This window comes from Xanthobacter sp. 91, from assembly GCF_000702385.1.
GTDB lineage: Bacteria > Pseudomonadota > Alphaproteobacteria > Rhizobiales > Xanthobacteraceae > Xanthobacter > Xanthobacter aminoxidans.
In genome coordinates this window covers 3,200,953-3,227,318 of record NZ_JNIB01000001.1, presented here as the reverse complement: position 1 = coordinate 3,227,318, position 26,366 = coordinate 3,200,953, and the positions used below count along the sequence as shown (strand labels likewise).

At 67.3% G+C, this 26,366-nt stretch carries 25 protein-coding genes and 2 pseudogenes; 13 read left to right on the top strand and 14 right to left on the bottom strand.

The window, feature by feature from the left end:
- Window positions 1-142 precede the first annotated feature (142 nt).
- The 3 genes and pseudogenes from A37E_RS26950 to A37E_RS0115210 form a co-directional block, all read right to left on the bottom strand.
- A pseudogene (locus A37E_RS26950) lies at window positions 143-372 on the bottom strand (IS3 family transposase); the annotation flags it as partial.
- Between the two features lie 312 nt (window positions 373-684).
- A complete protein-coding gene (locus tag A37E_RS0115215; RefSeq protein ID WP_029557389.1) occupies window positions 685-1,011 on the bottom strand; it encodes an NIPSNAP family protein in 327 nt (108 codons plus the stop codon).
- Entirely contained in the window at window positions 1,008-1,976 is a 969-nt protein-coding gene (locus tag A37E_RS0115210; protein ID WP_245279341.1) for a LysR substrate-binding domain-containing protein, read from the bottom strand. The genes A37E_RS0115215 and A37E_RS0115210 overlap by 4 nt, the downstream gene beginning before the upstream one ends.
- On the opposite strand from A37E_RS0115210, the pseudogene A37E_RS26475 reads away from it, so the two are divergent.
- The 6 genes and pseudogenes from A37E_RS26475 to A37E_RS0115180 form a co-directional block, all read left to right on the top strand.
- Window positions 1,924-2,166 (top strand): annotated as a pseudogene (locus tag A37E_RS26475) (3-keto-5-aminohexanoate cleavage protein); the annotation flags it as partial. The gene A37E_RS0115210 and the pseudogene A37E_RS26475 overlap by 53 nt on opposite strands.
- Before the next feature lie 35 nt (window positions 2,167-2,201).
- On the top strand, window positions 2,202-3,341 hold the full coding sequence (locus A37E_RS0115200) for an ABC transporter substrate-binding protein (RefSeq protein ID WP_029557386.1): 1,140 nt from the start codon (window positions 2,202-2,204) through the stop codon (window positions 3,339-3,341).
- 30 nt (window positions 3,342-3,371) lie between these two features.
- Window positions 3,372-4,247 carry a branched-chain amino acid ABC transporter permease gene (locus tag A37E_RS0115195; RefSeq protein WP_156026459.1) on the top strand — a complete coding sequence of 292 codons (876 nt, stop codon included), beginning with the start codon at window positions 3,372-3,374 and terminating at the stop codon, window positions 4,245-4,247.
- A 3-nt stretch (window positions 4,248-4,250) separates the two neighbouring features.
- Window positions 4,251-5,300, top strand: a complete 1,050-nt coding sequence (locus tag A37E_RS0115190) for a branched-chain amino acid ABC transporter permease (protein WP_081837612.1) — start codon at window positions 4,251-4,253, stop codon at window positions 5,298-5,300.
- A complete protein-coding gene (locus A37E_RS0115185; RefSeq protein WP_081837611.1) occupies window positions 5,297-6,088 on the top strand; it encodes an ABC transporter ATP-binding protein in 792 nt (263 codons plus the stop codon). The genes A37E_RS0115190 and A37E_RS0115185 overlap by 4 nt, the downstream gene beginning before the upstream one ends.
- A 1-nt stretch (window position 6,089) precedes the next feature.
- Window positions 6,090-6,821, top strand: a complete 732-nt coding sequence (locus tag A37E_RS0115180; RefSeq protein WP_029557382.1) for an ABC transporter ATP-binding protein — start codon at window positions 6,090-6,092, stop codon at window positions 6,819-6,821.
- A 111-nt stretch (window positions 6,822-6,932) separates the two neighbouring features.
- On the opposite strand, the gene A37E_RS0115175 is transcribed toward A37E_RS0115180, so the two are convergent.
- A complete protein-coding gene (locus A37E_RS0115175) occupies window positions 6,933-8,186 on the bottom strand; it encodes a D-amino acid dehydrogenase (protein ID WP_029557381.1) in 1,254 nt (417 codons plus the stop codon).
- A gap of 32 nt (window positions 8,187-8,218) precedes the next feature.
- Window positions 8,219-9,358 carry an alanine racemase gene (alr, locus tag A37E_RS0115170; protein ID WP_029557380.1) on the bottom strand — a complete coding sequence of 380 codons (1,140 nt, stop codon included), beginning with the start codon at window positions 9,356-9,358 and terminating at the stop codon, window positions 8,219-8,221.
- Window positions 9,359-9,486: 128 nt separating this feature from the next.
- Between alr and A37E_RS0115165 the strand changes: the two genes are divergently transcribed.
- The gene (locus A37E_RS0115165; protein WP_024280136.1) at window positions 9,487-9,963 is read left to right on the top strand and encodes an Lrp/AsnC family transcriptional regulator; all 477 of its coding nucleotides are present in this window, start codon (window positions 9,487-9,489) and stop codon (window positions 9,961-9,963) included.
- Between the two features lie 101 nt (window positions 9,964-10,064).
- On the opposite strand, the gene A37E_RS0115160 is transcribed toward A37E_RS0115165, so the two are convergent.
- From A37E_RS0115160 to A37E_RS0115145, 4 genes are all read right to left on the bottom strand, one after another.
- Complete coding sequence (locus A37E_RS0115160; RefSeq protein ID WP_051679437.1) at window positions 10,065-11,408, bottom strand: TolC family protein; 1,344 nt, start codon at window positions 11,406-11,408, stop codon at window positions 10,065-10,067.
- Between the two features lie 259 nt (window positions 11,409-11,667).
- Window positions 11,668-13,581 (bottom strand): FUSC family protein, encoded by a 1,914-nt coding sequence (locus tag A37E_RS0115155; protein ID WP_081837610.1) that lies wholly within the window; start codon window positions 13,579-13,581, stop codon window positions 11,668-11,670.
- Window positions 13,565-14,614 carry a multidrug transporter subunit MdtN gene (gene mdtN, locus A37E_RS0115150; protein WP_029557377.1) on the bottom strand — a complete coding sequence of 350 codons (1,050 nt, stop codon included), beginning with the start codon at window positions 14,612-14,614 and terminating at the stop codon, window positions 13,565-13,567. The genes A37E_RS0115155 and mdtN overlap by 17 nt, the downstream gene beginning before the upstream one ends.
- Before the next feature lie 3 nt (window positions 14,615-14,617).
- Complete coding sequence (locus A37E_RS0115145; protein WP_245279340.1) at window positions 14,618-14,914, bottom strand: YtcA family lipoprotein; 297 nt, start codon at window positions 14,912-14,914, stop codon at window positions 14,618-14,620.
- A gap of 238 nt (window positions 14,915-15,152) precedes the next feature.
- Here A37E_RS0115145 and A37E_RS0115140 point away from each other — a divergent pair, with 238 nt between their 5' ends.
- The 6 genes from A37E_RS0115140 (at window position 15,153) to A37E_RS26020 (ending at window position 21,570) form a co-directional block, all read left to right on the top strand.
- Entirely contained in the window at window positions 15,153-16,253 is a 1,101-nt protein-coding gene (locus A37E_RS0115140) for a linear amide C-N hydrolase (RefSeq protein WP_029557375.1), read from the top strand.
- A 643-nt stretch (window positions 16,254-16,896) separates the two neighbouring features.
- Complete coding sequence (locus A37E_RS0115135; protein ID WP_155982456.1) at window positions 16,897-17,700, top strand: ABC transporter ATP-binding protein; 804 nt, start codon at window positions 16,897-16,899, stop codon at window positions 17,698-17,700.
- Window positions 17,693-18,592, top strand: coding sequence for an ABC transporter permease subunit (locus tag A37E_RS0115130; RefSeq protein WP_051679061.1), 900 nt, complete (start codon window positions 17,693-17,695; stop codon window positions 18,590-18,592). Before A37E_RS0115135 ends, A37E_RS0115130 begins: the two co-directional genes overlap by 8 nt.
- A gap of 40 nt (window positions 18,593-18,632) precedes the next feature.
- A complete protein-coding gene (locus A37E_RS0115125; protein WP_029557372.1) occupies window positions 18,633-19,517 on the top strand; it encodes an MBL fold metallo-hydrolase in 885 nt (294 codons plus the stop codon).
- Between the two features lie 104 nt (window positions 19,518-19,621).
- A complete protein-coding gene (locus A37E_RS0115120) occupies window positions 19,622-20,638 on the top strand; it encodes an ABC transporter substrate-binding protein (protein ID WP_029557371.1) in 1,017 nt (338 codons plus the stop codon).
- Window positions 20,639-20,784: 146 nt separating this feature from the next.
- On the top strand, window positions 20,785-21,570 hold the full coding sequence (locus A37E_RS26020) for a GntR family transcriptional regulator (protein WP_024280146.1): 786 nt from the start codon (window positions 20,785-20,787) through the stop codon (window positions 21,568-21,570).
- Window positions 21,571-21,639: 69 nt separating this feature from the next.
- Here the strand turns inward: A37E_RS26020 and A37E_RS0115110 are convergent, their stop codons facing one another.
- From A37E_RS0115110 to A37E_RS0115090, 5 genes are all read right to left on the bottom strand, one after another.
- Window positions 21,640-22,347 carry an ABC transporter ATP-binding protein gene (locus A37E_RS0115110; protein ID WP_029557369.1) on the bottom strand — a complete coding sequence of 236 codons (708 nt, stop codon included), beginning with the start codon at window positions 22,345-22,347 and terminating at the stop codon, window positions 21,640-21,642.
- Window positions 22,344-24,110, bottom strand: a complete 1,767-nt coding sequence (locus A37E_RS0115105) for a branched-chain amino acid ABC transporter ATP-binding protein/permease (protein WP_081837609.1) — start codon at window positions 24,108-24,110, stop codon at window positions 22,344-22,346. The genes A37E_RS0115110 and A37E_RS0115105 overlap by 4 nt, the downstream gene beginning before the upstream one ends.
- A 10-nt stretch (window positions 24,111-24,120) precedes the next feature.
- A complete protein-coding gene (locus A37E_RS0115100; RefSeq protein ID WP_029557367.1) occupies window positions 24,121-25,017 on the bottom strand; it encodes a branched-chain amino acid ABC transporter permease in 897 nt (298 codons plus the stop codon).
- A gap of 116 nt (window positions 25,018-25,133) precedes the next feature.
- Entirely contained in the window at window positions 25,134-25,499 is a 366-nt protein-coding gene (locus A37E_RS26015) for an OB-fold domain-containing protein (protein ID WP_051679060.1), read from the bottom strand.
- A gap of 43 nt (window positions 25,500-25,542) precedes the next feature.
- On the bottom strand, window positions 25,543-26,337 hold the full coding sequence (locus tag A37E_RS0115090) for an enoyl-CoA hydratase-related protein (RefSeq protein WP_029557365.1): 795 nt from the start codon (window positions 26,335-26,337) through the stop codon (window positions 25,543-25,545).
- Window positions 26,338-26,366 lie beyond the last annotated feature (29 nt).

Sequence of the window (26,366 nt, the reverse complement as noted above, 5' to 3'; positions counted from 1 at the left end):
GGCCTCTCTTTCGGCTCACGGGAACACTGTGATGCGATCGGTAGCCACGCAACGGCTTGCACAATCAACCAGATATAACCGAACGTTATCTGGGGGCGCTAGGCGCAGTATCCCTAGCCCTACTTGGGCCGCCCCGAGTCTCCTAGACGCCCTCGGCTTTGACTTTGTGCTGCCCTTCGAACTCGATGGGTGACAGCATCCCGTTGCGTGCTTGCGGGTGGGGTTGTAGAATATTTCGATGTAATCGAACACGTCCTGGCGTGCCTCGTCGCGCGTGCGGTAGGTCTTGCGGCGGATGCGTTCGCGCTTGAGCAAGTTGAAGAAGCTCTCGGCCACGGCGTTGTCGTGGCAGTTGCCACGAGGGCTCATCGATGGAGGCTTGGTTCAGGTACTACGACGAGGATCGGCCGCATCCCTCCGATCACGCTGCAGAACTCTGGCGCCCTCCAGCCCACCGCCGTGAGCAAGGCCGGAGACTCCAACGTCGGGCGCTCCCACGTGGTCTCGGATCAGGCGCCGATGACCTGCGAACGCTGACTGCCGCCGTCGCGAGCGACGGCTGGGTACTCCACGAAATTCACCATGGCGCCGAGATCGAGGGCGGTGCGGGTCATCAGCCGCGACACCGGGAACTCTGCAATCGGGTGGTGACAAGAGCGTCGGCGCAAGCCCGGCAAGTGCCCATCAGGCCGGTGCGAGGTCCAGGGCGGGCTTTAGCAGGGAATTGCGGATTCGCGCCACCAGCGGACCGTCGGCCTCGCTTCGCCGGCGGGCTTCGATCCAGCGCGGATCGGCCGCGAACGCCGTCCATTTTTCCTCGCGTTCCGTGAGGCTGAGCCACGCCAGCATGTAATGAAGGCTCTGGTCGTTCTCGCCGACCAGGGTAGTCCAGAAGCCAACCGGCCGGATTCCCGCCTCACGCCAGAGCGGCAGCGCATCGTCCTCGAACCTCCGCAGCACACGCGGCAGGCAACCGGGCATGCAATCGTAACACCTCAGCTCGTAGATCATGCCGGCTCCTCCTGCGAATAGCGCTCCGGCTCCGGTGCGCTCGGCATGCCGGGAAGGTCCACCAATCGACCCGCAAAGCAATCGCCGATGAGCTCGATTAGAGCCCGGACCGCAGGCAGCACGCCGTGGCTGGAGGCGAGGAGTGCGCTCACCTCGAACGTGCCGCCCGTCCAGCCGGGTAGGACGCGCACCAGATCGCCCCGCTGCACCGCGTCCTGGCCGCAAGACGCCGGCAGCAACGCCACGCCCATGCCCGCGCGAACCGACGACAGGACCGCGCCGAGGTCGCTGCTCACGAGGCGTGGTCCCAGGTCTAGGCCGCTATCCGCGATGCAGGCGCCCTCAAGGATAGTGTCCTGCCGCTCCCTCGCCGGGGTCAGCAACAATCGGCCCGGGGCCTCTGCGAAGACGAACAGCGGGCAGCCCGTCAAATCGGCGGGCCTCGTCACTCCTGCGTAGGTGGCGGCATGGCCGGCGCTTGCAAAGAGGTGGCGCGGTTCCGCCTTGAGGCGCCGTCGGACCATGCTGGAATCCTCCAGCGGCCCGTCGTGGGCGACGAGATAGACATCGGCGGTGCGCGCCCCCATTTCGTCCAGCCGCGACAGCATCCGCTGCTCGACGCGCACCTGGGGAAAGCGCGCCAGGAAGCCGGGCAACACGGTGCCAAGGCAGAGCGCGGCAGCAACCGGCGAACAGGCGAGGCGCAATGTGCCGCTCGGCGGTCCGAGACGGCTTCTGACCGCGGATTCGGCCGCCTGCGCTTCGGCGAGCATGTTGCGCGCGTGGCGATAGAATTCGCGACCCAATTCGGTGACAAGGAACGTGCGCGAGGAGCGCTGTATCAATCGGACTCCCAGCCTCATCTCCAGCTCCGCGACCCTGCGGCTGAGTTTAGACTTTGGAAGATTGAGTGCCTTGCTTGCAGCAGGGCGACACCAGATTCCGGTCGCGACCCAGGCGGTCATGCTGGGGGGAAATGTGCGGGTGGGGCTGGAGGACAGCCTTTTCATCGGCCGCGGACGGCTCGCTGCAAACAATGCCGAGCAAGTGAGGAAAGTCCGCAAGATCTTGGAAGAGCTCGGCCACGAGATCGCGACGCCAAGCGACGCGCGGTCGATGCTCGCCCTCAAGGGAGGTGATCGCGTCGGTTTCTAAAGTGTCGAACAATCATAAAATCTGGGAGGAAGAACATGAAGCAATCAGTGTCGCGCCGGGCTCTCCTGGCCGTGCCCGCGCTCGTCCTCGCTCTTGCGGGTACGGGGAAGCCAGTTGATGCCGCGGAACCGATCCGCATCGGCGCCATCCTGTCGACCACCGGGCCCGGTGCGGGGGCCGGCATCCCGCAGCGCAACGGGCTGCAACTGGCCGTGAAGCTGGTGAACGAAAAGGGCGGCATCGACGGCCGACCGGTCCAGCTCATCGTGGAGGACGATGGATCGAGCCCGGACGTCGCGGTCACAAAAGCGAACAACCTGATCTTCTCGCAGAAGGTGCAGGCCATCATCGGCCCGACGCTGACAGCCTCCACCCTCGCCGTGGGCGGTGTCGCCGACCCGGCCAAGATCCCCGTCATGGCCTTCACCGGCCTTGGCGTTCCCATGGAGAAGACCCGGCGCTGCGTGTTCCACATGCTGCCGTCGCAGGACCTCAACGCCCGCGCACTGCTCGAGGTCGCGACCAAGGCGCTGGGCGCGAAGAAACTCGGCGTCCTGCATGATTCCGCCTACGGCAACATCGTGATGACGAAGATCCGTGAGGTGAGCCCCGATTATCCGGTGGAGATCGTGGCGGTGGAAAAGTGGGAAGTGGGCGCCACAGACGCCACGACGCAGGCCGCCAAGGTGAAGGCCGCAGCTCCCGACGCCATCGCCGTCATCGGCAATTCGGCGACGCCCTTCCGCAATGCCCGCCAGATCCGCCTCACCGCGCCGCTCCTCTCGGCGCTCGGCACTGCCACCTATGAGTATGTGAAGGCCATGGGCGATGCGGCGGACAACATCGTCTTCGCCGAATTCCTCGTTGCCGAGGATCCTCTGCCCAGCCAGACCGCGTTCGTGGATGCCTTCCGCAAGGAATACGGGGTGCTGCCCAAGACCATGGAGGCGAGCGCCTGGGATGCCTTCAATGCGGTGGCGGCCGGGCTCGCCAAGGTCGGGCCGGAGGCCCAGCCTGGCGCCCTGTGCGAGGCGATCCGCGGGCCCTTCGACGGCGCCATGGCCCGGTTCGATTTCTCCCAGGAGGACATGACCGGGCTCATGCTCAAAAGTTACGTCTTCTCGAAGCTCGACAAAGGCAAGTTTGTCCGCCTGCCTTTCAAGGCCGGTTCCTGAACCCAAAGAGGGGGACATCCCTTGGCCTTGATGCTCTTCACCCAGGCGCTGCTCGCCGGCGTCACCAACGGCTTCGTCTATGCCCTCGTGGGGCTCGGCATCGCCGTCATCTTCAAGGGTAGCCACGTCATCAACGCCATGCAGGGCGAGCTCGCCGTGGTCGGCGCAGCCACGGCCGTGTTTGCGGCTGACATATGGGGCCTTTCGCTCTGGCTGGCCGTCGTTGCCGGCGCGCTCACGGGGATGGCCCTCGCCATCCTCGTGGAGCTCGGCCCCATCCGCGCCCTGTTCGCGCGGCGGGCGCGGGAGGAATCCTTCCTCCTGCTCACGGTGGGCCTCGGCTTCACCTTCTCGGCCGGGGTGCTCTATCTATTCGGACGGGAGGAACATCTTCTGCCACCGCTGGGAGACGAGGTTTACGAGGTCTTCGGCGCCATCATCCGCGAACATGCGCTCTGGGTGATCGCCATCTCCGCCGCGCTGATCCTGGCGCTGCGCCTGTTCTACCGGCACACCCATCTGGGTCTCTCGATGATGGCGGCCTCCATCGACCCCGATGGCGCCGCCACCACCGGCATCAATGTCCGCGCCATGCGCACCGCCACCTTCGCGCTGGGCGGCCTGCTGGCGGCGCTGGCTGGCCTCCTCGTCGCCCCGCTCATCGGCGTCGGCTACCAGATGGGGCCGCTGCTCACGCTGAAAGGCTTTGCCGCGGCCATCCTCGGCGGCCTTTCCAATCCGCTCGGGGCGCTGGTGGGAGGCCTCGTCATCGGCATCCTCGAGGCGATGTCCATCGTCTTCGTCTCATCCGGGATGAAGGATGCGGTCGCCCTCACCTTGCTCATAGTCATCATGATCTTCGTTCCGGATGGAATCCTCGGCCGCGCCGGCCGCAAGGGAGGCTGAGCCATGCTGCCGAACAAGACCTCTCTGGCCCCGCCCGGAATTGCCGGCGAGCTGCCGGCGCAACGGCTGCGGACCGCCCGCCCGTCGGCGGCCACCTTGTCCGTTCTTGCATTCGGAGCCGGCCTGTACCTCATCCTGCCGCTGGTTCTGGAACGCCACGCCGTGGATCTCCTGGTGTTCTGCGGGCTCTATGCCATCGCCGGCGCAGGGGTCGGCTTCCTCCTCGGGCAGGGCGGGATCGTCAATCTCGGCCAGGCGGCGTTCTATGGTATCGGCGGCTACGCCAGCGCCTATTGCTCGGCGCGGCTGAACTGGCCGGCGCCAGCGGGGATCGCCATCGGCATCGTGCTTTCGATGGCCATCGCCGCGCTCATCGGCCGGCCGATCCTGCGGCTGTCGGGTTACTTCCTGGCGCTGGCGACCCTCGCGCTCGGCATCATCTGCACCAACATCTATTTCGAGGCGGACTTCATCACCGGCGGCACGCTCGGCGTGCCAGGCGTGCCGAAGCTGGCGATCGGCGGCTTCGTCTTCGATACGCCCGAAAGGTACTATTATCTGGTCTGGCCGATCGCCTTCGCCATCATCCTTGCCATGCACAATCTGATGGGCAGCCGCATCGGCCTTGCCCTGCAGGCCATGCGCGACGCTCCGGATGCGGCCATGGTGATGGCCATCGACAACGCCCGGCTGAAGCTCTGGATCTTCATGCTGTCGAGCGGGCTCGGCGCGCTGTCGGGCAGCCTGTTCGCCCATTATGTGGGGTTCGTGAACGTGGACAGCTTCGGCGTGGACAAGTCGATCCTGTTCCTGCTCGTCCCGGTCATCGGCGGCGCCTCTGTTCCGGCAGGTGCGATCATCGGTGCCCTGTTCATCGGCCTCGTGCCGGAACTGCTCAGCGCTCTGGGCGACATCCACCGCGTCCTCTTCGGGCTCGCGCTTGTCGCATCCGTGGTGTTCTTCCCGGATGGCCTGTGGGGTCTCGGACGCGGCCTGATCGAGCTGACGAGGCGCAGGTCCGGCGCCGCTGACCGCGGGGAGACCATGCCATGACCCTTGCTCCCCGCATTGCCCCCGACGCGCCCGAAGCTCCGCTGCTGGAGCTGAAGGCCATCGCCCACCGCTTCGGCGGCTTCCAGGTGCTTCACGACGTGAGCTTTACGGCTCCGCCGGTGGGCATTACGGGACTGATGGGCCCCAACGGCTCCGGCAAGACGACCTTGTTCAACATCATCTCCGGCTTCCTGACGCCCACGTCGGGCGCAGTGCTGTTCGATGGGCGGGACATCCGTGCCGAGAGCGTGCGCCGGCGAAGCCTCGACGGCCTGGTGCGCACCTTCCAGACGCCGAAGATATTCGAGCGACTGACCGTCGCTGAGAATGTGATGGTGGGCGCATTCAAGTCCGGCCGTTCGGGTTTCTTCGCCGGCCTTGCCGGCCTCCCCTCGGTGCGGCGCGAAATGTCGGACATGCGCGCGCAGGCTTACGAGACCGCGCAGCGTTTCGATCTTGGCGCCGTCTTCGACCGGCCCTCGCCGCTGCTGACCGCCGGCCAGCGCCGTCTGCTGGAACTGGCGCGGGCCTATCAGGGCCGGCCGCGCCTCCTGATGCTGGACGAGCCCTCCTCGGGCCTCACCACCACCGAGATCGAGGTGCTCATCGCGAAGCTGAGGCTCCTTGCGGACGAGGGGATCGCCATCCTGCTCGTCTCGCACGACATGGAACTGATGGGCGTGGCGCAAGCCATCCACGTGCTGAATTTCGGGCGGATCATCGCCTCGGGCACCATGGCGGTCGTCCAGGAGGATACGGCCGTGCGCGAAGCCTATCTGGGGGTGTGAGATGTTGAGCGTGAAGGGCCTCTGCGCCGGCTACGGCGCGCTGACAATCCTCAAAGGGATCGATCTCGGCATCGGCAAGGGAGAAGTGGTCGGTCTCGTGGGGGCCAACGGTGCCGGCAAGACAACGCTGGTGCGCACGCTGGCGGGTCTCCTGCCCGCGCGGGACGGCGAGATCCGCCTGGGCGGCAAGGACATCACCCGTATCCCGCCGCATCTGCGCAGTGGGTTCGGTCTCGCCGTGGTGCTTGAGAACCGGAACCTCTTCGGCGAGCTGACGGTGCGGGAAAATCTGGCCCTGGCCGAGCGGGCAGGCCGGGGACGCCGGCGCGTGTTCACCCTGGAGCGGATCGTCGATCTTTTCCCTGCGGTGGGCGAAAAGCTGTACGTGCGATGCGACCTGCTCAGCGGAGGCCAGCAACAGCAGGTCGCCATCGGCCGCGCGCTTCTCCTCCAGCCGGACATCATGTTGATGGACGAGCCCTCCACCGGCCTTGCCCCGAAGGTGGTCAAGGACATCCTGGATGTTCTCGGCCGGCTACGCGCCGACGGCATGAGCATCATTCTGGTGGAGCAGAACATCGCCATCGCGTCGAGCGCAACCAGCCGGGCCTATGTGATGGCGATCGGGCGGGTCGCCCACGAGATCGGCGAAGGCGATTGGCCCCGCTTTATGGCCGACGAGAAGCTGGTGAGCGCCTATCTGGGCCATCATCAGGGGGCGGCCCACCAGTAAGGCAGCAGGTCCGGCCATGCCACCAACTCTGCATGCGTACCACCCCATCCGGGCGGAGCCGGCCCGGAGGCGCTCCGGCAGGTGCGGCGACAGGGGGCTCGCGCCCCCCGTTCAGGCGTAGCGGGAGAGGGCGAGGTCGCCGGCCTCGATGGCGGGGCGGCGGCCGTCGATGAGATCCGCCAGCACCGCGCCCGAGCCGCACGCCATGGTCCAGCCCAGCGTGCCGTGGCCGGCGTTGATGTAAAGGTTCGAGCAGGAGGTGGCACCGATGATCGGCGTGCCGTCCGGCGTCATGGGCCGCAGACCGGTCCAGAAATTGACCTCCCGCGTATCCGCGGCCCCGGCGAACAGGTCGCCTACCGAATGCAGCAGGGTGCCGCGGCGCGCGTCGTGAAGGTCGCGGTTGAAGCCGGCGATCTCCGCCATGCCGCCCACGCGGATGCGGGAGCCGAGGCGAGTGATGGCCACCTTGAAGGTCTCGTCCATCACGGTGGAGATGGGCGCGCGGGCCTCGTCCACGACCGGCATGGTGATGGAATAGCCCTTCACGGGATAGATGGGCAGCCGGAGCCCGAGCGGCGCCAGCAGCGCCGGCGTATAGCTGCCCAGCGCGGCGATGAAGAGATCGCCGGCAATGTCACCCGTTCCGGTCTCGACCGCCGTCACCTTGCCCGACGCGCGCTTCAGCCCGCGGATGTCCACGCCGAAGCGGAACGTGACGCCGAGCCCCCGGCACAGGTCCGCCAGCGCCTCGGTGAACTTGAAGCAGTCGCCGGTCTCATCGCCCGGCAGGCGCAAGCCGCCGACGATGCGCTCCGCCGCCTCACCCAGCCCCGGCTCGGCGGCGATGCAGCCGGCACGGTCCAGCACCTCGAACGGCACGCCGTCGGCACGCAGCACCTCGATGTCCTTGGCGATGGCATCGATCTGCTTTTGCGTGCGGAAGACCTGCAGGGTGCCCTGCATGCGCTCGTCATAGCGGATGCCGGTCTCAGCCCGCAGGTCGGCGAGGCGATCGCGGCTGTATTCCGCGAGGCGCACCATGCGGCCCTTGTTCACCTTGTAGCGTTCGGCGGTGCAGTTGCGGAGCAGGGCCAGCATCCAGCGCCAGGTGGCGGCATCGGCGGTGGGATGCAGGATCAGCGGCGCGTGCTTCATGAACAGCCACTTCATCGCCTTCACCGGCACGCCGGGCGCGGCCCAAGGCGAGGAATAGCCGGGTGAGACCTCGCCGGCATTGGCGAAGCTCGTCTCCAGCGCCGGTCCGGGCTGGCGGTCGATGACCGTGACCGAATGGCCGGCCTTCGCGAGATAGTAGGCAGAGGTGACGCCGATGACGCCGGCTCCGAGCACGACGATGTTCATGTGAGTTCTCTTTGCGATGTGTTGGCGCGCCGTCAGCGATAGCGGCGGTGATAGCGGCGGCCGAGCTGGGTGAGCAGCTCGTAGGAGATGGTGCCTGCGGCGGCGGCGAGATCCTCAAGGCTCTGATGGGGGCCGATCAGCTCCACCAGCGCGCCCTCGGCCAGCGCGCCTTCCGGCAAGGCGGTCGCATCGACGATGAGGCTGTCCATGGACACGCGGCCGACCATGGGTAGGCGCACCCCCTCGAACCACGCCGCGCCCCGGTTGCCGAGGCAGCGCGGCAGGCCGTCCGCATAGCCCACCGCGAGAGTGGCAAGGCGCATGGTGGCCGGTGCCACGAAGGCGCCGCCATAGCCGATGCGGGCACCGGCCGGCACGGTCCGGGTCTGGATCACCCGAACATCGAGCCGTACCACCGGACGCATGGGATTCTTGCCGGCCGCCGTGGGCGCCCCGCCATAGAGCGCGATGCCCGGCCGCGCCAGCGCTCCGTGATAGTCCGCGCCGAGGAAGGCGCCGCTGGAATTTGCAAAGGACACCAGCGCATCGGGAAACGCCGCCGCGATGGTCCGCAGAACCCGCAGCTGGTCGTCATTCTGCGGATTGTGGGGCTCGTCCGCGCTGGCGAGATGGCTCATGATGGCAAGGATATCGAGGCCCTCCGCGAGGCCTTCGCGGACAACGACACCAGCCTCCTCCTGCGCCATGCCGAGGCGGGACATGCCGCTGTCGAACTGCAGCACGGCGGGCAGCTTTTCGCCCCGCGCCGCCGCTGTCCGCGCCCAGCGCTCCAACTGGTCGAGGCTGTTGATGACCGGAACGATGCCAGCCGCCGCGCACGTCCCCTCGGAACCGGGCATGAGGCCGTTCAGCACGTAAAGGCGGAGCGGCGCGAGGCCTCGCGCGCCATACTTATCGCGCACCGCGGGCAGCAGCTCCAGCGCTTCGCCCAGATGGGCGACGAAGAAATCCCGGCAGCCGGCGGCGATCAACTCGGGGACCGCATCGAGCGCACCGAGACCATAGGCATTCGCCTTCACCACCGCGGCGGCCCGCGCGGGCGCCACCTGCGCACGCAGGCGGCGGTAGTTGTCCGCCAGCGCTCGGCAATCGATGGTCAGCACGCCACCGGCGGCTGCGCTCGTGTCGAAATGTGAGATCGTGCCGTGCATCGTCCGCCCTCTTGCGACCGACAACAAGGCTAGCGCAAGGACTGCGCACAATCCGGGCTTTATGTGCGCGATAGCTGCGATATGATCGTATCAACGCAACATTTTGGCATGAACTCGAAGAATCACGCATGCGCAGTCTGGACGCCATCGACCATGCCATCATCCGCCAGCTGCTGCTGAACGCGCGCATCAGCACCACGGACCTTGCGGCGGAGGTCGGCCTCTCGCCGTCCTCCTGCCTGCGGCGCATCCGCCTTCTGGAAACCAGCGGCGCCATCAAGGGCTACACGGCCATCGTCGACCGCACCTCCCCGGACGCCGGCATGTCGGTGATGGTGGACATTACCCTCGAACGGCAGACGGAAGACTTCCTGCGCCGGTTCGAGAGCGCCGTCCGCAAATATCCGGAGATCCGGGAGTGTTACCTGATGACCGGAGGCGCCGATTATCGCCTGCGGGTCGAAGTGGAGACCGCCGGGGATTTCGAGCGGGTGCATACGGATATTCTCTCCACGCTGCCGGGCGTGCTGCGCATCCATTCCAGCTTCGCCATCCGCAACGTGCTCGCCACCCGCGCTCGTCCTCGGCGCAGCGGAACCGCCTGAGAACGCCCCTACAACGCCCGCGCTCAGGTGTGGCGAGCGGAGGCGCGCATGTCGCCGCTCGTCCAGGCCGGATCTCACGGCGCAATCGGGGCAGAGCGGTGTTACCGCGCCACCAATCCCATGGGAACATCGCGCGAGGTCATGGCGCCGAGGACGAAGGCGAGGTTGGCCGCCGCGGCCAGAGAGGCGGCGTGGGCATCCGAGCGGGCCTGGCGGGCAACGAGAAGACCGCTGTCCGCAGCCGTGGCCACCGATATGTTGCCCACCCCCGCCTTGTAGGCGGAGAGCGCCGCGTCGTAGGTGACGGCTGCGGCGTCCGCGAGGGCGCTTGCCGCGCGGTAGGAGGCGAGCGCCGAGCGCAGCGTATTGGCGCTGGCGACGATCTCGCGGGCGGCCGTGTCCCGCACCTTCTCGAAGCCCGCTTCGGTCGCCGCGGCGAGGGACTGCGCATTCTGCACCTGCGCCGCCCTGAGCCCGCCGTCGAAGATGGGCACGGTCGCCCCGACCATCACGCCCGACGCCGAGGAGATCTGCCCGATGTTCGGCAACCCGGACGCCGACAGGCTGGTATTGCCGGTGGCGGCCACGGCGCTGAGATAAACCTTGGGCAGGAATTCCGCCTGCGCTGCGGCGATGCCCGACTGGCTCGCCTTCATCGCTGAGAAGGAGGCGAGCACGTCCGGCCGGCGGGCAAGGGCGGCCTCGATCATTTTCTCCGTCGGCGTCCCGATGCTCTCGGGCAGGCTGCGCCCAGTCGCCGGCCGCACCCGGATCTGCGTGACCGGGCTCACCCCCACGGCGCCGAGCAGCACCTGATAGGCATCGCGCTCGCCACCCTCGGCCTGCACGAGGGCAAAGCGCGACTGCGCCATCTGCTGGCGCGCCTGCGCCACCTCCACCGTGTTCCCGATGCCGTTCTTCAGCCGCGCCTCCGCCGCATCGAGAATGTCGCGGCTGTTGGCGAGGGTCTGGGTGGCGGCGTCGACCCGGCTGCGCGCGGCGCCGTAGAGGAAATAGCTGCGCGTGACATCGTAGATGATCTTCTGATGGACGCCGTTGAACAGCACGTTGGCGGCGTTGGAATTTTCCTTCGCCGTCTGGTGCAGCGCGCTGCGCTGGCCGAAGTCGAAGACGAGCCACTGAAGCGCCACCTGCGGCGAAAGCCCGGAAACCGAGCTCTGCACCTGATTGACATTACCTATGGTGAGGGGCAGCGGATTGGTGAAGCTCTGGTAGCCGCCGATCACGTTGGCGGTGATGAGCGGCACATAGGTCGCCTCCACCATGCCCGCCGCCAGCGCCGCCTGCCGGGCCTGCTGCCAGGCGATGCGGGTGGCGGCGTTCTGGCTCTGGGCGAGATCGATCAGCTCGGCGAGGCCGTAGGTCCTGCCCGGCGAGATATCGGGCGTCGGCTTCAGCAGCGCTGCGGCGGGCTCGGGGGGCACGGCGAAATTCGGCGCCGGTGTTGTGGATGCCGAAGTCGCTCCCGTGCCCGTGGCCGCGGCCCTATCGTCCGCCGCGGGCGCGGAAGCCGGCGCCTCGGCTTGCCTGGGTGTCCAGGGCTGCGCGGGATCGGCCGGCGCGCTGTCGAGCGCGTTGAGGGCGCAGGCCGCCAGCAGCATGCACGCCAGCATCAGGAGCGCGTGGTGCGCGATATCCTTGAGGACCGTTGGCTGTGGGCGAGGTGGCTGACGCATCATTCCGTCACCCTGCCGCCAGCCGTTCGATGCGACGCACAAGCACCGCGAGCACGCCGGGATCGCCCTCTGCCTCGCTCCTGTCGGGCAGGTCCCCGCCGCTGCCCCGGGCGACCTCTTCCGCGGCGCGGGCGAAGTGCGCCGAGATCTCCGGCGAGGACGCTCCGGCGAAGAGGAGAACCGGCAGCGCCGCGCGCACGTCCGCGATCAGTGCGTCGAGACGCGCGATCCTTACCCGCGCCGGGCGCAGCCACGCCGGCTCGAACGGCAGCAGCAGCAGTTGCTGCCGCGCCTTCTCCGCCTCGGTCTCCACGAGAGACGCGTCGTCCACCGCCTGCGCGCGCTCCCCAGGCTCCCGTGCCGCGAGCCGCGCGAGCGCGTCGAGAGCCCGCGACAGCCGAGCCCGGACGTCGAGGACGGCGCTCTTCGGCCAGATGCCGGTGAAGATGAGATAGACCACGAGATTGCCGAGCAGGATGCCGACGATGCGATCGCGCCCCGCCGACATGTCGAGGCTCGGTGCGAACCCGTTGAGGATGGTCAGCAGGAAGGCGAGCCCAACCTGCACGCCGGCGTATGAGATGCGCTCGTTGCCCGACGAGATCCAGGCCGCCGGGAGGATGCCGAGGAAAACCAGCACCATCAGCCCACCCACCGATTCCAGGTGGGGGATGACGAACAGGATGGAGAAGAAGCCCAACCCGGCGCCGAGGAGGCATCCGGAGATGCGCAGCGCCAGCTTGTGGACAGTCTCCGCCGTCGTTCCGAGGGCCGCCACGTAGCAGGTGATCATCGCGGTGTGGATGCCCTGCCAGCCGATCAGCGAATAGGTCAGGTAGCAGATGATCGCCGCCGCCGTCGTCTTCAGGGCATAGCGCTGGTAGTCGGGATTGGTGAAGGCGTCGACCGCGAGGAAGGGGGGCTTGGGCGCCACCGCGCGGGTGCCGCCGTCCGCCCGGGCAAGGCCGGCGAGCGCCGCCGTCACGGCGGCTTGGGCGGCGGACACCGGCGTCTGGTCCACCGGGGTCTCGGTCTCGGGCGCGGCATCCGTCTGCGGCGCCTCGGGTCGCCGGCCCGCGCTGACGTGCCCGGCGGCCTTGCGGCAGTGATCGGCGAGCTGGGCGCGCGTCTCTTCCATCATCCCGGCCGGCAGGGCGGCGACGGCGAGCAGCAGCTGGTAGCTGGTGCGCGCGGCCCCCGACAACCACGTCACCTCGGCGGAGGGAGCGGTGTGGAACAGGCGGGCCAGCATCACTTTCTGGCCGTCGGCGCTTATGCCTTCGGCGAAGGGCGCCGCGAGCCGTCCCGGTGCGGCCGCCGGCGACAGCGCCAGGGCATCGGCGGCCGCCACCAGGCGTTCAGCAACCGTCCTGCGCAGCAGCCGGTGGGGCGGGGTGCCGAGCACGATGTTGAAGACGATCATCAGCGCCATCGGCATGGCTGCCATCTGCCAAGCATAGAGCAGGCCGCGCGTCGCGATCTCGCCCGCCGGAAGCTGGTCCACAAGGGTCAGTACGAAGGCGATGACGAGGCCGATGATGGAGCCTATCTCGCCCAGCTGCGAGGCTGCGCCGAGGAACACGAAGACGAAGGAGAGGAGCGCCAGAATCGCGATGCGCAGCATCGGATTGTCAGCCGTCGCCGCGATCAGGGGGGCCATGGCGAGCACGACAATGCCGGCGAGAATGATGAGGCCGATGCCCTGCCCGACGCACTCCGCTCCGTCGGGCCGCGCGATGAAGATCACGAGATAGCAGCCGATGGCGGCTTCCGGCACCTTGTAGAGCATCGCCACGGCAGCCACGAGCGCGCACAGCAGCGCCACGCGCCATGCCAGTCCGAAGCGGCCCGGAAAGGGCAGCAGATCGCGCCACGCCTGGCGCGCCATGGCCGGCCACGGCCGGTCAGCAGCGGCTGCCATGATGCACCGTCGCTGTGGCGGAGGCTCCGATGCGCATGAGGCCTTCGGGCGGATCAATGAGGCGGATGCGCACCGGGAAACGCTGGGCGACACGCACCCAGTCCAGCGACTTCGGCACGATGGGCATCGTCCGCGGCAGCTTGATGAGCTCCTCCGACGCGACGCCCCAGCCAATCCCCTCCACCCGGCCGCTGATGGGTCGGTCGCGGTCCGCCAGCGCATAGACGGTGGCGCAATCCCCGGGGGCGATCCGTGGCAGCTCGGTCTCGAGGAAGGCGGCGGAGACGTACCATGCCCCGGTGTTGATGAGGGTGAAGATCGACTGGCCGGAGATGACGAACTCGCCCGGCGATACGGCGAGGCCCACCACCTTGCCGTCGAACGGTGCGCGGACCTCGGTATCGGCGAGCGCCCTCTGCGCCAGCCCCAGCGCCGCCCGTCGCGCGTCCACCAGGGCCGCGGCGGCTGCCGCGTCGCTCACGAGGGCATCGGCCGCCGCCTGCTGGTGCAGGGCCTGCCGGAGGGAGATTTCGGCGTCTCGCTTGGCGGTGGCGGCATCGTCCACCTGCTGGGCGCTCACATAGCCCTTGGGCCTAAGCGCCTCCAGCCGCGAGAGGGTCTGGCTGGCAAGATCCAGGTTGGAGCGGGCGCGCGCCACCTGCTCCTGCGCGATCACGGCGTTTGAGCGCGCGGCCGACACGGCGCGCTCCCGGTCCGCCAGCGCCGCCTCGGCGATCCTGAGGTCCGCGGCAGCCTGCTCGGCCTGCAGCTTGTAGGAGGTGGCATCGAGCGCGAACAGGAGCGCGTCCTTGCCTACGCTGCCATTGTCCTTCGCCTCGATCCGCGCGATGCGTCCCGGAACGGCGGGCGCGACGTTGACCGTATCGGCGGTGACGACCGCGTCCTGGGAGAGGGGATTGAGTTCGGCATTGCGGACATAGCGCCAGCCGAACACCACGGCTGCCGCCACCGCGACGAGGCTGACGACGACACCGACCGCGCGCCGGGGATGGGCCTGCTCCGACTCTTCCACGACCTACCGCCCGAAGCTGACAATCGAGACCAGGAAGCCGATGCCCGCCGCCACGCAGACATAGACGGCCAGACGCGCCGGAATGACGTCGTCGACGCCCAGGCGGACCAGCACCACCCGCACCAGCAGCGCCCCGAGGATTCCGATGACGGCGCACAGCAGCCAGGACGGAAAGTAGGCGCCGAAAAAGGGAATGGACGGCGCGCCAGCCGGCACGCAGCCGCCGAGCGCCATGGCCATGACGACGGTGACGGGGAGGCTTTTCATGCCGCCGATGCCCCTGCCGATATCGCGGATCAATCGATGGGACACTCGGGACGATCCTCCGCCACTGAACCCGCACAGGGATGGATATCGCCTCGAGGCGGTATTCCCGTGCGTCGTCCCATCTTCAAGTCTTAACAAACGGTTAACGGTAAATCAAACGGCAAAGACGGCGAAGCGCAGTTGTACGCGGCCTTTGCGCGCGGCACGAAATATGCCACCAAATGTCGTGCCCCGCACGGTGCGAGGCTTCAGCTTCGGGGGAAACGCCGGCATGTGCACAGCGCTCGTCTACAGCGACTCAGCCGGGCGGAAGTACCTCGGCCGTACGCTCGAGCTGACCGTCGAGCTGCCGTACGAGCTGGCCTACTTCCCGGCTGGCTTTTCGGTGAGCTCGGAGGTCTCCGGCCATCCGTCTCTCGCCTATACGCTTGAGCATGCCTTTGTCGCCATCACCATGCCCTGGCGGTTGCCGACGCCGGAGGCGCCGCTCGGCATCGCGGACCTGAAGGTCATCGAGGGGTTGAACGACAAGGGCGTTACCTTCAGCGTGCTGTCCTACCCGTCCGCCGCGGGCCGAGGGCAGGCGGTGGAGATGACGCGCGCCGTTCTCGCCGCCTCCGACCTCGGCAGCTGGGTGCTGGGCCGGTTCGCGTGCGTGGCGGAGGTGAAGGCGGCGCTCGGCACGCAGCCGGTCGTCCTGGAGGCCCTGTCCATTCTGCAGGGGGCGGTCTCGCCCTTCCATTATGTGGTGAACGATGCTTCGGGCGCCTCGCTCGTGATCGAGTTCCACAAGGGCGAGATGCAGCTTTACGACAACCCCGTCGGGGTGATGACGAACGGTCCCCGCTTCGACTGGCACCTGACCAATCTCGACAACTACACCTTCCTCAGCAACGTCGATCGCTCGGCCGCCACCTTCGGCGGTTACGAGGCGCGCCAGCCGGATTCCGGCATCGCCACGGCCGGCCTCCCCTCGTCGAGCACCTCGGTCGGGCGCTTCGTGCGGGCGGTCTATTATGCCCAATTCGCCGAGAAGTCCGACACGCCCGATGCGGCGGTCTGCGCGCTCGCCCACATGATGAACAATTTCGATCGGCCTCGTGGCATCTCGATCGATTCTTCCGGCGGCGGCCATATGGAGGTGGCTGGCCTCCAGGAAGATGGGGCCCACCCCTACGCCACGGAATTTACCTGCTGGACCAGCCTTTCGGACCTCGGCCGGCGGCTGTTCTTCGTACGCGACTACGCCGGCATGAACTACACGCGCCTCGACCTCGGCGCGCTCGCGGGCGTGGACGCCCCGAAGGTCATCCCGCTGCGCCGGCTCAGCGGGCTTCCGGCGGATGCCACCGGGGCCCTCAGGGACGCGTAGTCCGGTCCACGAGCGGACAGGAGGCCAGCGTGGCCGGCGCGGCATCAGCGCTGGTCCCAGCCCGCCGCTTTTCCCGCCATCGTCGGCGGGATGCATCGGTGTGAACCGCCCCGCTTCATCGCGGCGGTCCGGTGCGTCATGGCAACCGCAGCTCGCAACAGCTGAGCCCCCGACACCCAGCGCCTTGCGAAGGCGGGCATCACGCCCGCCGGCGGCAGCGTCGGTGACAGCTAGGGCATTGCTTGCGCCAGACGATCAACGGCCGCGACAAGGCCGAAGTCCCTCAAGCCGCTCGACAATGAGGACATGGCCCGCCTTTTGCCGGCACGGCGACGCGGGAGTCCACTTGATCCCCATACGCCCGAACTCCGCCCGGCTGCGCATCTCGGACCCCGAGAAGGGATGGCCTGCCGACGCTGCTTCCACGCCAGCTAACGCCCCGGGCGAATGGAAACATCCGCCGGCACCACGGCCGTTCCGCGCCATTCGGGCGCCGCTACGGCTCTCTTGACAATAAACTATATAGCGTTTTATCTTTCACTACATATCACAAATGCTATTCGCCGCGCCGGCGTCCCGTTCGGACACTGTCGAAGGCGAAACCAGAGCCGGAACAACGAGGGGGCCGATGAACGCTGCCGCCATGCATCCGAAAGACCAGACGTATCCGCCTTCACAAACGAGGCCATTGCTGGAGGTGTCCGGGGTCACGCTCCAGTACAAGACCCGCGATCTGCTCGTCACGGCCACCCGCGACGTGAGCTTCGAAGTCTATCCGGCCGACCGCTTCGTGCTGCTCGGCCCTTCCGGCTGTGGCAAGTCCACCCTGCTGAAAGGTGTCGCCGGCTTCCTGAAACCGGTAGCGGGCTTCATGCGGCTGAACGGCCAGATGATCGACGGCGCCGGCCCCGACCGCATGATGGTGTTCCAGGACTTCGACCAGCTGATGCCCTGGAAGACCGTGCTGGAGAACGTGATGTTCCCCATCCTGGTGAGCCGCCGCTTTCCCCGCGCCGAAGCCCGTGCGCGGGCCATGGCCAGCATCACGAAGGTCAAGCTCGGCAAGTTCGCCGATGCCTATCCGCACATGCTGTCAGGCGGCATGAAGCAGCGCGTGGCCATCGCCCGTGCCATGGCCATGGAGCCCGCCATCCTGCTGATGGACGAGCCGTTCGCCGCCCTCGATGCCCTGACGCGTCGCCAGATGCAGGACGAACTGCTGCAGCTGTGGGACGACACCCGCTTCACCGTCCTGTTCGTCACCCACTCCATCGAGGAGGCGATCGTGGTCGGCTCGCGCATCCTCGTGCTCTCGCCCCATCCCGGCCAGGTGAAGGCGGAGCTGAACGCCCACCAATACGGGCACGACCACCAGGGCGGCAGCGATTTCATGGCCCTGTCCCAGAAGATCAACACCATGCTTTTCGCCGAGGGGCACCATGGCTGAAATCACCCCCTTGCCGGTCACCCGGCTGTCTCCGCCGATCCGGCCGGAATTCGAGCGGACCACGCCGCCCGTGAGCGATGCGGCGGAGATCGAGCGCCCGCTCTCGCTCTGGGAACACCTCGCGAACATGGAGGGGGTGCGGCGCGGTGCCATCGTCGTGGCGCTGATGGTGGCCTGGCAGGTCTATGCCATCTGGCTCTCCAACCCGCTGATGTTCCCCACGCTGACGGATACCCTGCGCGCCTTGTGGGATGGCCTCATCCATGGCGTCCTGCTCCAGCGCATCGGCGCCACGCTCCAGGTGCTCATGACGGGATATGCCATCGGCATCGCCCTTGCAGCCATGCTAACCACCTTCGCCGTCTCTTCGCGGCTGGGCGCCGACCTTCTGGCCACCCTGACCGCCATGTTCAATCCCCTGCCCGCCATCGCCCTCCTACCGCTGGCGCTGCTGTGGTTCGGACTTGGTATTCCGAGCCTCGTCTTCGTCATCGTGCATTCCGTGCTCTGGGCTGTGGCCCTCAACACCCTGACGGGCTTTCTGGGCGTCTCCGAAACCCAGAGGCTGGCCGGCCAGAACTACGGCCTGCGCGGCGTGCGCTACGTGGCGCTGATCCTGATCCCGGCCGCTTTCCCCTCGATCCTCTCCGGATTGAAGATCGGCTGGGCCTTCGCCTGGCGCACGCTGATCGCGGCGGAGCTGGTGTTCGGCGTGTCCTCGCGCTCCGGTGGCCTCGGCTGGTTCCTGTTCGAGAAACGCAACCAGCTGGAGACCGATCAGGTCTTCGCCGGGCTCACCTGCGTCATCATCATCGGCCTGCTGGTGGAAGGACTGATCTTCCGCACCATCGAGGCCCGCACCATCCGCCGCTGGGGCATGAGCCGCGGCTGACCTCACCCTGCACATACAACCCAAGGAAAAGAGCAGTCCCATGCGTATTCGCCTTCTCGGCACAGGCACGCCCACGCCGTCCCTGCGCCGCATGTCCTCCGGCTATGTGATCGAGACCGGCAACGACGTGATCGTCATGGACCACGGCTTCGGCGCCCATCATCGCCTGCTGGAGCTGGGTATCCCCGCGACCAAGGTGACCCACCTCTTCTTCTCCCACCTGCACTATGACCATTGCGGCGACTATGGCCGCCTGCTCCTGACGCGCTGGGACCAGGGCGCCGACCGCATCCCCGAGCTGAAGGTGTTCGGGCCGGCGCCCATCGCCCACATCACCGAGCGCCTGTTCGGGCTCGATGGCGTGTACAATGCGGATCTGGTGGCGCGCACGTCGCACGGTTCGAGCCTCGATCTGTTCAAGGCCCGAGGCGGCACCCTGCCCCGGCCGCGCCCTGCCCCCGAGGTCACGACGCTGTCGCCCGGCGACGTCATCAAGGGCGATGGCTGGACGCTGGAGACGGATCAGGTGAACCACTTCCAGCCCTTCCTCGTGACCCTCGGCTTCCGCCTGACGACGCCCGAAGGCGTCTTCGTCTATTCCGGCGACAGCGGGCCGGCGGAGAGCATGCACGTGCTGGCAAGGGATTGCGACGTGCTGGTGCACATGTGCCACTACCTCTCGGGCACCAATTACAGCCCCGATTTCTCGCACAGCTGCATGGGGCATATGGAGCTGGCCGAGCTGGCGCGCGATGCCCGGGTGAAGAACCTTGTGCTCACCCACATCACCGAGCAGTTCGACCGGCCCGGCCTCAGGGAGCGGGTGGTCGCCGACATCTCTCGCGTGTACGGCGGCAACATCTTCTTCGGCGAGGATCTCATGGAAATCCCGCTCAAGGGACCGCAGAACGACCGCCTGCTCTGAGGCGTTGAAAATGGGAATGCGACGCCTGCGGGCGTCGCGTTTCATCGATCACCAAACGAGACGCCGAACTGGCGCGGAACCTTCCAGACAATGAGGGGATCCAGATGAAACATTTTGCCCGGCTGGCCGCATTGGCCGTCGCTCTTGCCGCCAGCATCGCCCCGCCCCTCGCGAGGCCCGCCGCGGCGGCCGAGGTGCGTGTCGTGAGCGGCCTCGGCCTGTGCTATTTGCCCATGATCGTCGCAGCGGAAAACAAGCTGATCGAAAAGCATGCGACGGCCCTGGGCCTGCCCGATGCCAAGGTGGTCTACACGCAGCTGACCAGCGGCCCGGCCATCACCGATGCGCTGATCTCCGGCAATGCCGACATCGCCATGGCCGGCACGTCGGTGATGCTCAATCTGTGGGACAAGACGGTGAAGTTCGCCCCCGTGAAGGGGATGATGGCGATCTGCGATTCCCCGATCTATTTCAACACCATCGATCCCGCGATCGCATCCATCAAGGACTTCAAGCCCACCGACCGGATCGCCATGGCCGCCGGCAAGGGCACGCAGCATGCGCTGATCCTGGAGATGGCCACCGCTCAGGCCTTCGGCTTCGACCAGCGCAACAAGTTCGACACGCTGGCCATCACCATGTCCCATCCCGACGGCGTCGCCGCGCTGCTCTCGGGCGGGGCCGTCGCCAGGACGCATGTGACGACTGTGCCCTTCATCCAGATGGAGCTCGCCAATCCGAATGTGCGCACCATCCTCAGCTCCTATGACGTCACCGGCGGCGCCAACACGCTGATCACCGCCTATGCCAATGACAAGTGGCGGGCGGCCAATCCCAAGCTCTACGCCGCCACCTATGCGGCGCTGACCGAGGCGATGGGCCTGATCGCCGCCGACAAGACCGCCGCGGCGGAGGCGTTCAAGCGGTTCGACAAGTCGAAGTTGTCGGTGTCCGAGATCGTGGCGATCCTGAACGATCCGAACATGATGACCTTTTCGCCGACGCCTCGGAAGGTGATGGTCTTCGCGCAATACATGCACAAGACCGGCCTGCTGAAGAACCTGCCGACCTCCTGGAAGGACGTATTTTTCAGCAACGTCCACGATCTGCCCGGCGATTGACCCCTCGTGGCGGGCACCGGACACGCCACGTGCCGGCGCCTTGCCTCCTTGGGGGAATGTCAGTACCACCGCCCTCTCACCTGCGTTCGGAATCTCCCATGACAAAGCCTCGGGTTCCGCGTGCGACGCACGACAAGGCAGATGCCGTGACCAAGGCTCCGGCGTCCCAGGCGGGCCACGACTTCTGGCGCCGCTTTGCGCCGAAGGACCCCGGCCAGTCCCCCAAATACCTCCAGCTGCGGGACGCGGTGCTGGCGGGAATTCGCGAGGGATACTGGAGCCTTGGCGACCGCCTGCCGCCGGAGAAGGATCTGGCGCTCGCCACCGGGCTCAGTCTCGGGACGGTGCAGAAGGCCTATCGCGAGTTGGTGCAGGACGGGGCGGTGGATCGCAAGCAGGGGCGGGCCGGCAGCTTCGTCAATCGCGAGCCGCGCCAGGTGGACACGGTCTGGCACTTCCTGTTCAGCGACGAGCGGCGCGAGAACTTCTTTCCTGTTTTCCCCCAGGTGGACCGTATTCACCGGCACAGGAGCCGCGGGTCCTGGAACATGCACATGCAGTGGGTGGAAGACGAGGTGGTCGAGATTGACCGCATCGTCGACATCGGCCACGAATTCCTCGTCTACAGCCAGTTCATCATTGATGCGCGGGTTTATGACCAGGCACGCAAGGACAAGCGGACGGCACTGGAAGGCGTCAATCTGCGCCGTGAGCTGAACCTGACGGTCCAGCGCATGACGTATGACATCCGCATCGAGCCGCTGCCGCGCGACATCTGCTCCAAGATCGGAGTGGAAGCCAAGACCATCGGCATGGTGGTGGAAATCTTCAGCTCGGCGAGCCCGGCGCATTACGGCTCGTTCCAGCGCATCTTCGTCCCGCGCACCCAATTCTTCATGCGCATCGACAGCCAGGCGCCCCGGTCCGCGTGAAAGCTCCCTCAGGCGAGGGCGGAGACGCGGCGGCGGCGTCCTGTGACCGGCAAAGGCGGCGACCGGGAGCTATCCCAGATAACTCTCGATCACGGCCCGGTCGCGGCGCAGTTCGTGGGCCGGTCCGCTGAGGGCGACGCGCCCGCGCTGCAGCACATGGGCCTCGTCTGCCGTATCGAGCGCGAGCAGGGCGAGCTGCTCCACCAGCAGCACGGCGAGACCATCGTCGGCAAGGCTGCGCAGCGCCTTGAGGATGGTCGTCACCACCTGCGGCGCGAGCCCGAGGGACGGCTCGTCCAGCAGCAGCACCTTCGGCCGCATCATCAGCGCCCGGCTCACCGCGAGCATCTGCTGCTCGCCGCCGGAGAGGTTGCCGCCGAGGATGTGCTGGCGCTCCTTCAGCACGGGGAAGCGCGCGAACTCCCGCTCCAGCCCCTGCGCAATGGTGTCAGCGTCGAGACCGGCCACGCGGTCGGCGCCGATCACCAGATTGTCGCGCACCGTCAGGCCGGGAACGATCTGGCGACCCTGAGGCACATGCACCAGTCCCGCGCGCGCCAGAAGATGAGGCTTGATGCCGGCGGTCGGCATGCCGCCGAAGCGGATTGCCCCGGAGCGCGGGGTGACAATGTTGGAGAGCGTGCGCAACAGCGTAGTCTTGCCCGCGCCATTGGCGCCGATCACCGTCACCAGCCGCCCCGGCGTCAGCCGCAGGGAGACATCATGCAGGATCCCGACCGGACCGATGGCGACATCGATGTGATCGACCTCGATCATGCCGCATCCTCCACGGCGCCGAGATAGGCGCGAATGACGTTGGGGTCCTTCTGCACCTCAGCCGGCGTGCCGCAGGCGATCCGGTTGCCGAAATCGAGCACGGTGACGCGATCGGCAAGGCCCATCACAAACTCCATGTTGTGCTCCACCAGCAGCACGCTGATGCCGGCGTCCCGGAGCTTTCCGACGATGCGCGCGACCTCCCGCGCCTCCTGCGGGTTCACGCCCGCCACCGGCTCGTCCAGCAGCAGGATGGCGGGCTTCTGGGCGATGGCGCGGGCCAGCTCCACCAGCTTGCGGTGCCCATAGGACAGGTCCTTGGGCTTCATGTCCGCAAGGGTGCCGATGCCGAGGAAAGCGAGGATGGAGGCAGCCTCCGCCCGCTCGCGGGCCTCATGGCCCTTGCCACCGAGAAAATCGAGCACGTCGGCAAGGAGGCCGCGGCGGCGCTCCATCCCCAGCATCACGTTCTCCAGCACGCTCACGCCCTGGATGAGCTGAAGGTTCTGGAAGGTGCGCACCAGCCCGAGGCGCGCGCGGCGATGCGCCGGCAGTTGGGTCACGTCCGAGCCGCCGATCAGGATGCGGCCGGCCGTGGGGGCATAGAGGCCCGCCACCACGTTGATGAAGGTGGACTTGCCGGCCCCATTCGGGCCGATCAGCGCATGGACCGTACCGGGCTCGACCGAGAGCGTTGCGTCGCGCAGCGCCACGACGCCCGCATAGCTCTTGGTCACGCCCTCCACGTCGAGCCGCCCGGCGGCCCGGCCGCGTGCGGCAAGGGCCGGAAGGAAGGCCGAAACGGCATCCGCCGCGACGCCGCTCTTCGCCCGCCGCCTGCCGAACAGGCCGATGGCGCCTTCGGGGAAGAGGAGCAGCACCACCAGCAAGATGCCGCCATAGAGCATGAGCCCGATGTCGTGGACGGCGGCGATGGCTTCGGCGATGCCGATCAGGATCGCTGTTCCGAGCAGGGGCCCCGCCGAGCGCCCGAGCCCACCGATGACGGTGGCGATCAGCAGCGAGATCGTGAGACGGATGTTAAAGGCATCGGAGGAGACGAACCCGCTCTGGTGTGCAAACAGCACGCCCGCCAGCCCCGCCAGCGCCGCACTGGCCGCAAACACACCGATGCGCCAGAGTGGCACGTTGAGCCCGACCGTCGCGGCGAAGGATTCGCTTTCCTTCACCGCATTGAGACGCCGGCCAATGGAGGATCCGAACACGTAATCGCTGGCGATCTGCACCAGCAGCAGCAGGCCGGCGGCGAACCAGAAGAAATAGGTTGGCCCCATGCGGAAATTGCCGAAGTCGACCTGCGGCACGCCCATAAGGCCCATGGTTCCACCGGTCACGCTCACCCAGCGCTGGGCCACGATCTCGACGATGAAACCGAAAGCGAGCGTCGCCATGGCGAGGTAGAGCCCCCGCGTGCGGAGCGCCACCGCCCCCACCAGCAGCCCCACGACGAGGCAGGCGGCGAGCGCCATCGCCATGGAGACGGTGAGCGGCCAGCCATAGGTGGTGGCAAGGATGGCGGAGACGTAGGCACCCACAGCATAGAAGCCGCCGTGACCGAGCGACATCTGCCCGGAGAGCCCCAGCAGGATGTTGAGGCCGATCACCGCGATGGCGGTGTAGGCGAAGGTCTGCCCCACATGGACGAAGAAGGGGTTCGGAGCGACCAGCGGGAATATCGCGATGGCGGCGGCGGCGAGGCCATAGACGGCAAGGCGGGGAATGCGTGGCATAAGGCTTGGCATCTGGGCCTCCTCAACGCACGTCGGCACGTCGCTCGCCGAACAGCCCGGACGGGCGCACAGCGAGGAGGGCCATGACGAAGAGCAGCGGGTAGAGGTCGCCGAAGGCGCTGTCCCAATAGTTGGAAAATGCCTCCGCGACCCCGAACAGCAGGCCACCGACCAGGATCCCGACGGGATTGGTGAAGCCACCCACCGCCGCGACCGCCAATGCCTTGATGGTGAAGATCAGCCCCATGTGCGGATGCACCGACACCAGCGGCCCGACCAGCACGCCGGAGATGCCGGCCATCAGCGCGGCGAGCACGAACACCAGCACCACCACGCCGCGCACGTCGATGCCGAAGAGGGAAGCCGCCTCCGGATTGAAGGCCACGGCATAGACGGCCTTGCCCCAGCGCGAGCCGAACAGGAACCAGTAGAAGGCGCCCACGACGACGAAGGCGGTGATGATGATCGCCGCCTCCTCGAAAAAGATTCCGACACCGAGGATGTTGATGACGTTGTCGCGGGTCTTGGAGAACAGGGGCGGCGCATATTGCGCGGACTTGCCGAAACCGAGCTCGACGATGTTCTGGAGGATCAGCGCCGATCCCGCTGTGGTGAGCACCCAGGAATAGGCTCCGGCGCGGTCGCCGAGCCGGTCCAGGGGGCGGATGGCGAAGCGCTCCAAGAGATAGCCGAGTACGCCCATGATGACGAGCACGCCGAGCACCGCGAGGGGCGCCGGAACGCCCGCGGTGAGCATGCCGATGGAGGCGAATGCGCCCACCATGAGGAAATCACCCTGGCCGAAATTCAGCCGGTGGGTGGCAAGATGGGTAATGAACAGGCCCTTGGCGGTGAGCGTGTAGATGGCGCCCATCGCGATGCCGCTGACGAGGAGCTGGAAGAAGTTGAGGAGGGTCATGACGCCCCTCCCCGGCAGGGCGGAAAGGACGGATGCGGTTCGGGCGGTCTCGTGTGCATGCGTTCTCCCGGAGGCTTTCTCCGGCCGGTCTTGCGCCGGCCTCGTCGTGCGAAAACTCAGCGGCCGGCGTCGGCCGGCGCGAACAGCGCCATGCCAGCGGTTCCGCCGCAGACGCGCATGCGGGCACCGAGCGGCGGCGCGTCGGCCTCCTCGAACGGCACGCTTGCAAGGCGCCCGGTCAGGCGCACACCGCAGTCGAGGTCCACCACCGCCACCGCATAGGGCCCGTCCGCCTGGAAGCGGGTCGGCGGACGGCGCACCAGCGTCCAGGAGACGAGGACACCGTCGCCATCGACCGTCACCGGTTCCATCCTGGGACTGTAGCAGGAGGCGCAAAGCTCGCGCGGGCCCGGATCGAGCTGGCCGCAGTCGGCACACCGCAGGATCTCGATGACAGGCGAGGCGGAGAGGACGGAGGACATGGGCGGGTTGTGATCCAAATGGCTGTGATCGATGGTGAAGAACTCAGCGACCCTGGAAATCGGCCTCGCGCTTCTCGCGGAAGGCGGTGGTGCCTTCGACGATGTCCTGGCTCTGGCCGAGATCGTAGAAGGAGCGGGATTCGAGCCGCAGGGCCTCGCCCATGGGCATGCCGACCGCACGGCGCATCACCTCCTTGGCGAAGCGGTGGGAGAGGGGCGAGCGCTTCGCCAGCATCTGCGCATAGTCGAGGGTGAAGGCCACCAGCTCTTCGGCCGGCACGATGCGATTGACGAGGCCGATGCGGAACGCATGCTCGGCATTCACGCGATCGCCGGAGAGGATGATCTCCATGGCATGGCCCAGCCCGACGATCTGCGGCAGCCGGATGAGCCCGCCGTCGCAGGCATGGAAGCCCCACTTGGCGTCCTGCAGGGCAAATTCCGCGTTGGGCGCGCAGAAGCGGAGGTCGCAGGCGAGCGCCAGCTCGAACCCGCCGGAGATGGCGAAGCCGTTCACCGCAGCGACGATGGGCTTGTCGATCTCCACCGAGCGGGTGATGCCGCCGAATCCCGGGCCGTTGGTGTAGCGGGTGCGGAACTCCGGGGCAGGCGTGCGGGCGAAGTTTACCGTGTAGGTCTTGAGGTCGGCGCCGGCGCAGAAGGCCTTGTCGCCCGCGCCCGTGACGACCGCCACGTGGGCGCCGTCGTCGCGGTCGAAGTCACGAAAGACTTCAACCAGTTCGTCATTGGCGGCGAAGTCGAGGGAGTTCATCACCGCAGGGCGGTCGATGGTGATGAGCCAGACCTTGCCGTGGCGGTCGCAGCGAATGTCGCCCATGGGATGTTCCGATGCTGTTGCGGGGGGCG

Coding starts and splice junctions, on each gene's coding strand:
- A37E_RS0115190 (WP_081837612.1), top strand. CDS start 4,251: ATGCTGCCGAACAAGACCTCTCTGGCCCCGCCCGGAATTGCCGGCGAG.
- A37E_RS0115175 (WP_029557381.1), bottom strand. CDS start 8,186: ATGAACATCGTCGTGCTCGGAGCCGGCGTCATCGGCGTCACCTCTGCC.
- alr (WP_029557380.1), bottom strand. CDS start 9,358: ATGCACGGCACGATCTCACATTTCGACACGAGCGCAGCCGCCGGTGGC.
- A37E_RS0115100 (WP_029557367.1), bottom strand. CDS start 25,017: ATGACCCTCCTCAACTTCTTCCAGCTCCTCGTCAGCGGCATCGCGATG.
- A37E_RS0115130 (WP_051679061.1), top strand. CDS start 17,693: ATGGCTGAAATCACCCCCTTGCCGGTCACCCGGCTGTCTCCGCCGATC.
- A37E_RS0115215 (WP_029557389.1), bottom strand. CDS start 1,011: ATGATCTACGAGCTGAGGTGTTACGATTGCATGCCCGGTTGCCTGCCG.
- A37E_RS0115180 (WP_029557382.1), top strand. CDS start 6,090: ATGTTGAGCGTGAAGGGCCTCTGCGCCGGCTACGGCGCGCTGACAATC.
- A37E_RS0115140 (WP_029557375.1), top strand. CDS start 15,153: ATGTGCACAGCGCTCGTCTACAGCGACTCAGCCGGGCGGAAGTACCTC.
- A37E_RS0115165 (WP_024280136.1), top strand. CDS start 9,487: ATGCGCAGTCTGGACGCCATCGACCATGCCATCATCCGCCAGCTGCTG.
- A37E_RS0115125 (WP_029557372.1), top strand. CDS start 18,633: ATGCGTATTCGCCTTCTCGGCACAGGCACGCCCACGCCGTCCCTGCGC.
- A37E_RS26015 (WP_051679060.1), bottom strand. CDS start 25,499: ATGTCCTCCGTCCTCTCCGCCTCGCCTGTCATCGAGATCCTGCGGTGT.
- A37E_RS0115105 (WP_081837609.1), bottom strand. CDS start 24,110: ATGCCAAGCCTTATGCCACGCATTCCCCGCCTTGCCGTCTATGGCCTC.
- A37E_RS0115090 (WP_029557365.1), bottom strand. CDS start 26,337: ATGGGCGACATTCGCTGCGACCGCCACGGCAAGGTCTGGCTCATCACC.
- A37E_RS0115120 (WP_029557371.1), top strand. CDS start 19,622: ATGAAACATTTTGCCCGGCTGGCCGCATTGGCCGTCGCTCTTGCCGCC.
- A37E_RS0115195 (WP_156026459.1), top strand. CDS start 3,372: ATGCTCTTCACCCAGGCGCTGCTCGCCGGCGTCACCAACGGCTTCGTC.
- A37E_RS0115210 (WP_245279341.1), bottom strand. CDS start 1,976: ATGACCGCCTGGGTCGCGACCGGAATCTGGTGTCGCCCTGCTGCAAGC.
- A37E_RS0115110 (WP_029557369.1), bottom strand. CDS start 22,347: ATGATCGAGGTCGATCACATCGATGTCGCCATCGGTCCGGTCGGGATC.
- A37E_RS0115185 (WP_081837611.1), top strand. CDS start 5,297: ATGACCCTTGCTCCCCGCATTGCCCCCGACGCGCCCGAAGCTCCGCTG.
- A37E_RS0115200 (WP_029557386.1), top strand. CDS start 2,202: ATGAAGCAATCAGTGTCGCGCCGGGCTCTCCTGGCCGTGCCCGCGCTC.
- A37E_RS0115155 (WP_081837610.1), bottom strand. CDS start 13,581: ATGGCAGCCGCTGCTGACCGGCCGTGGCCGGCCATGGCGCGCCAGGCG.
- A37E_RS0115135 (WP_155982456.1), top strand. CDS start 16,897: ATGCATCCGAAAGACCAGACGTATCCGCCTTCACAAACGAGGCCATTG.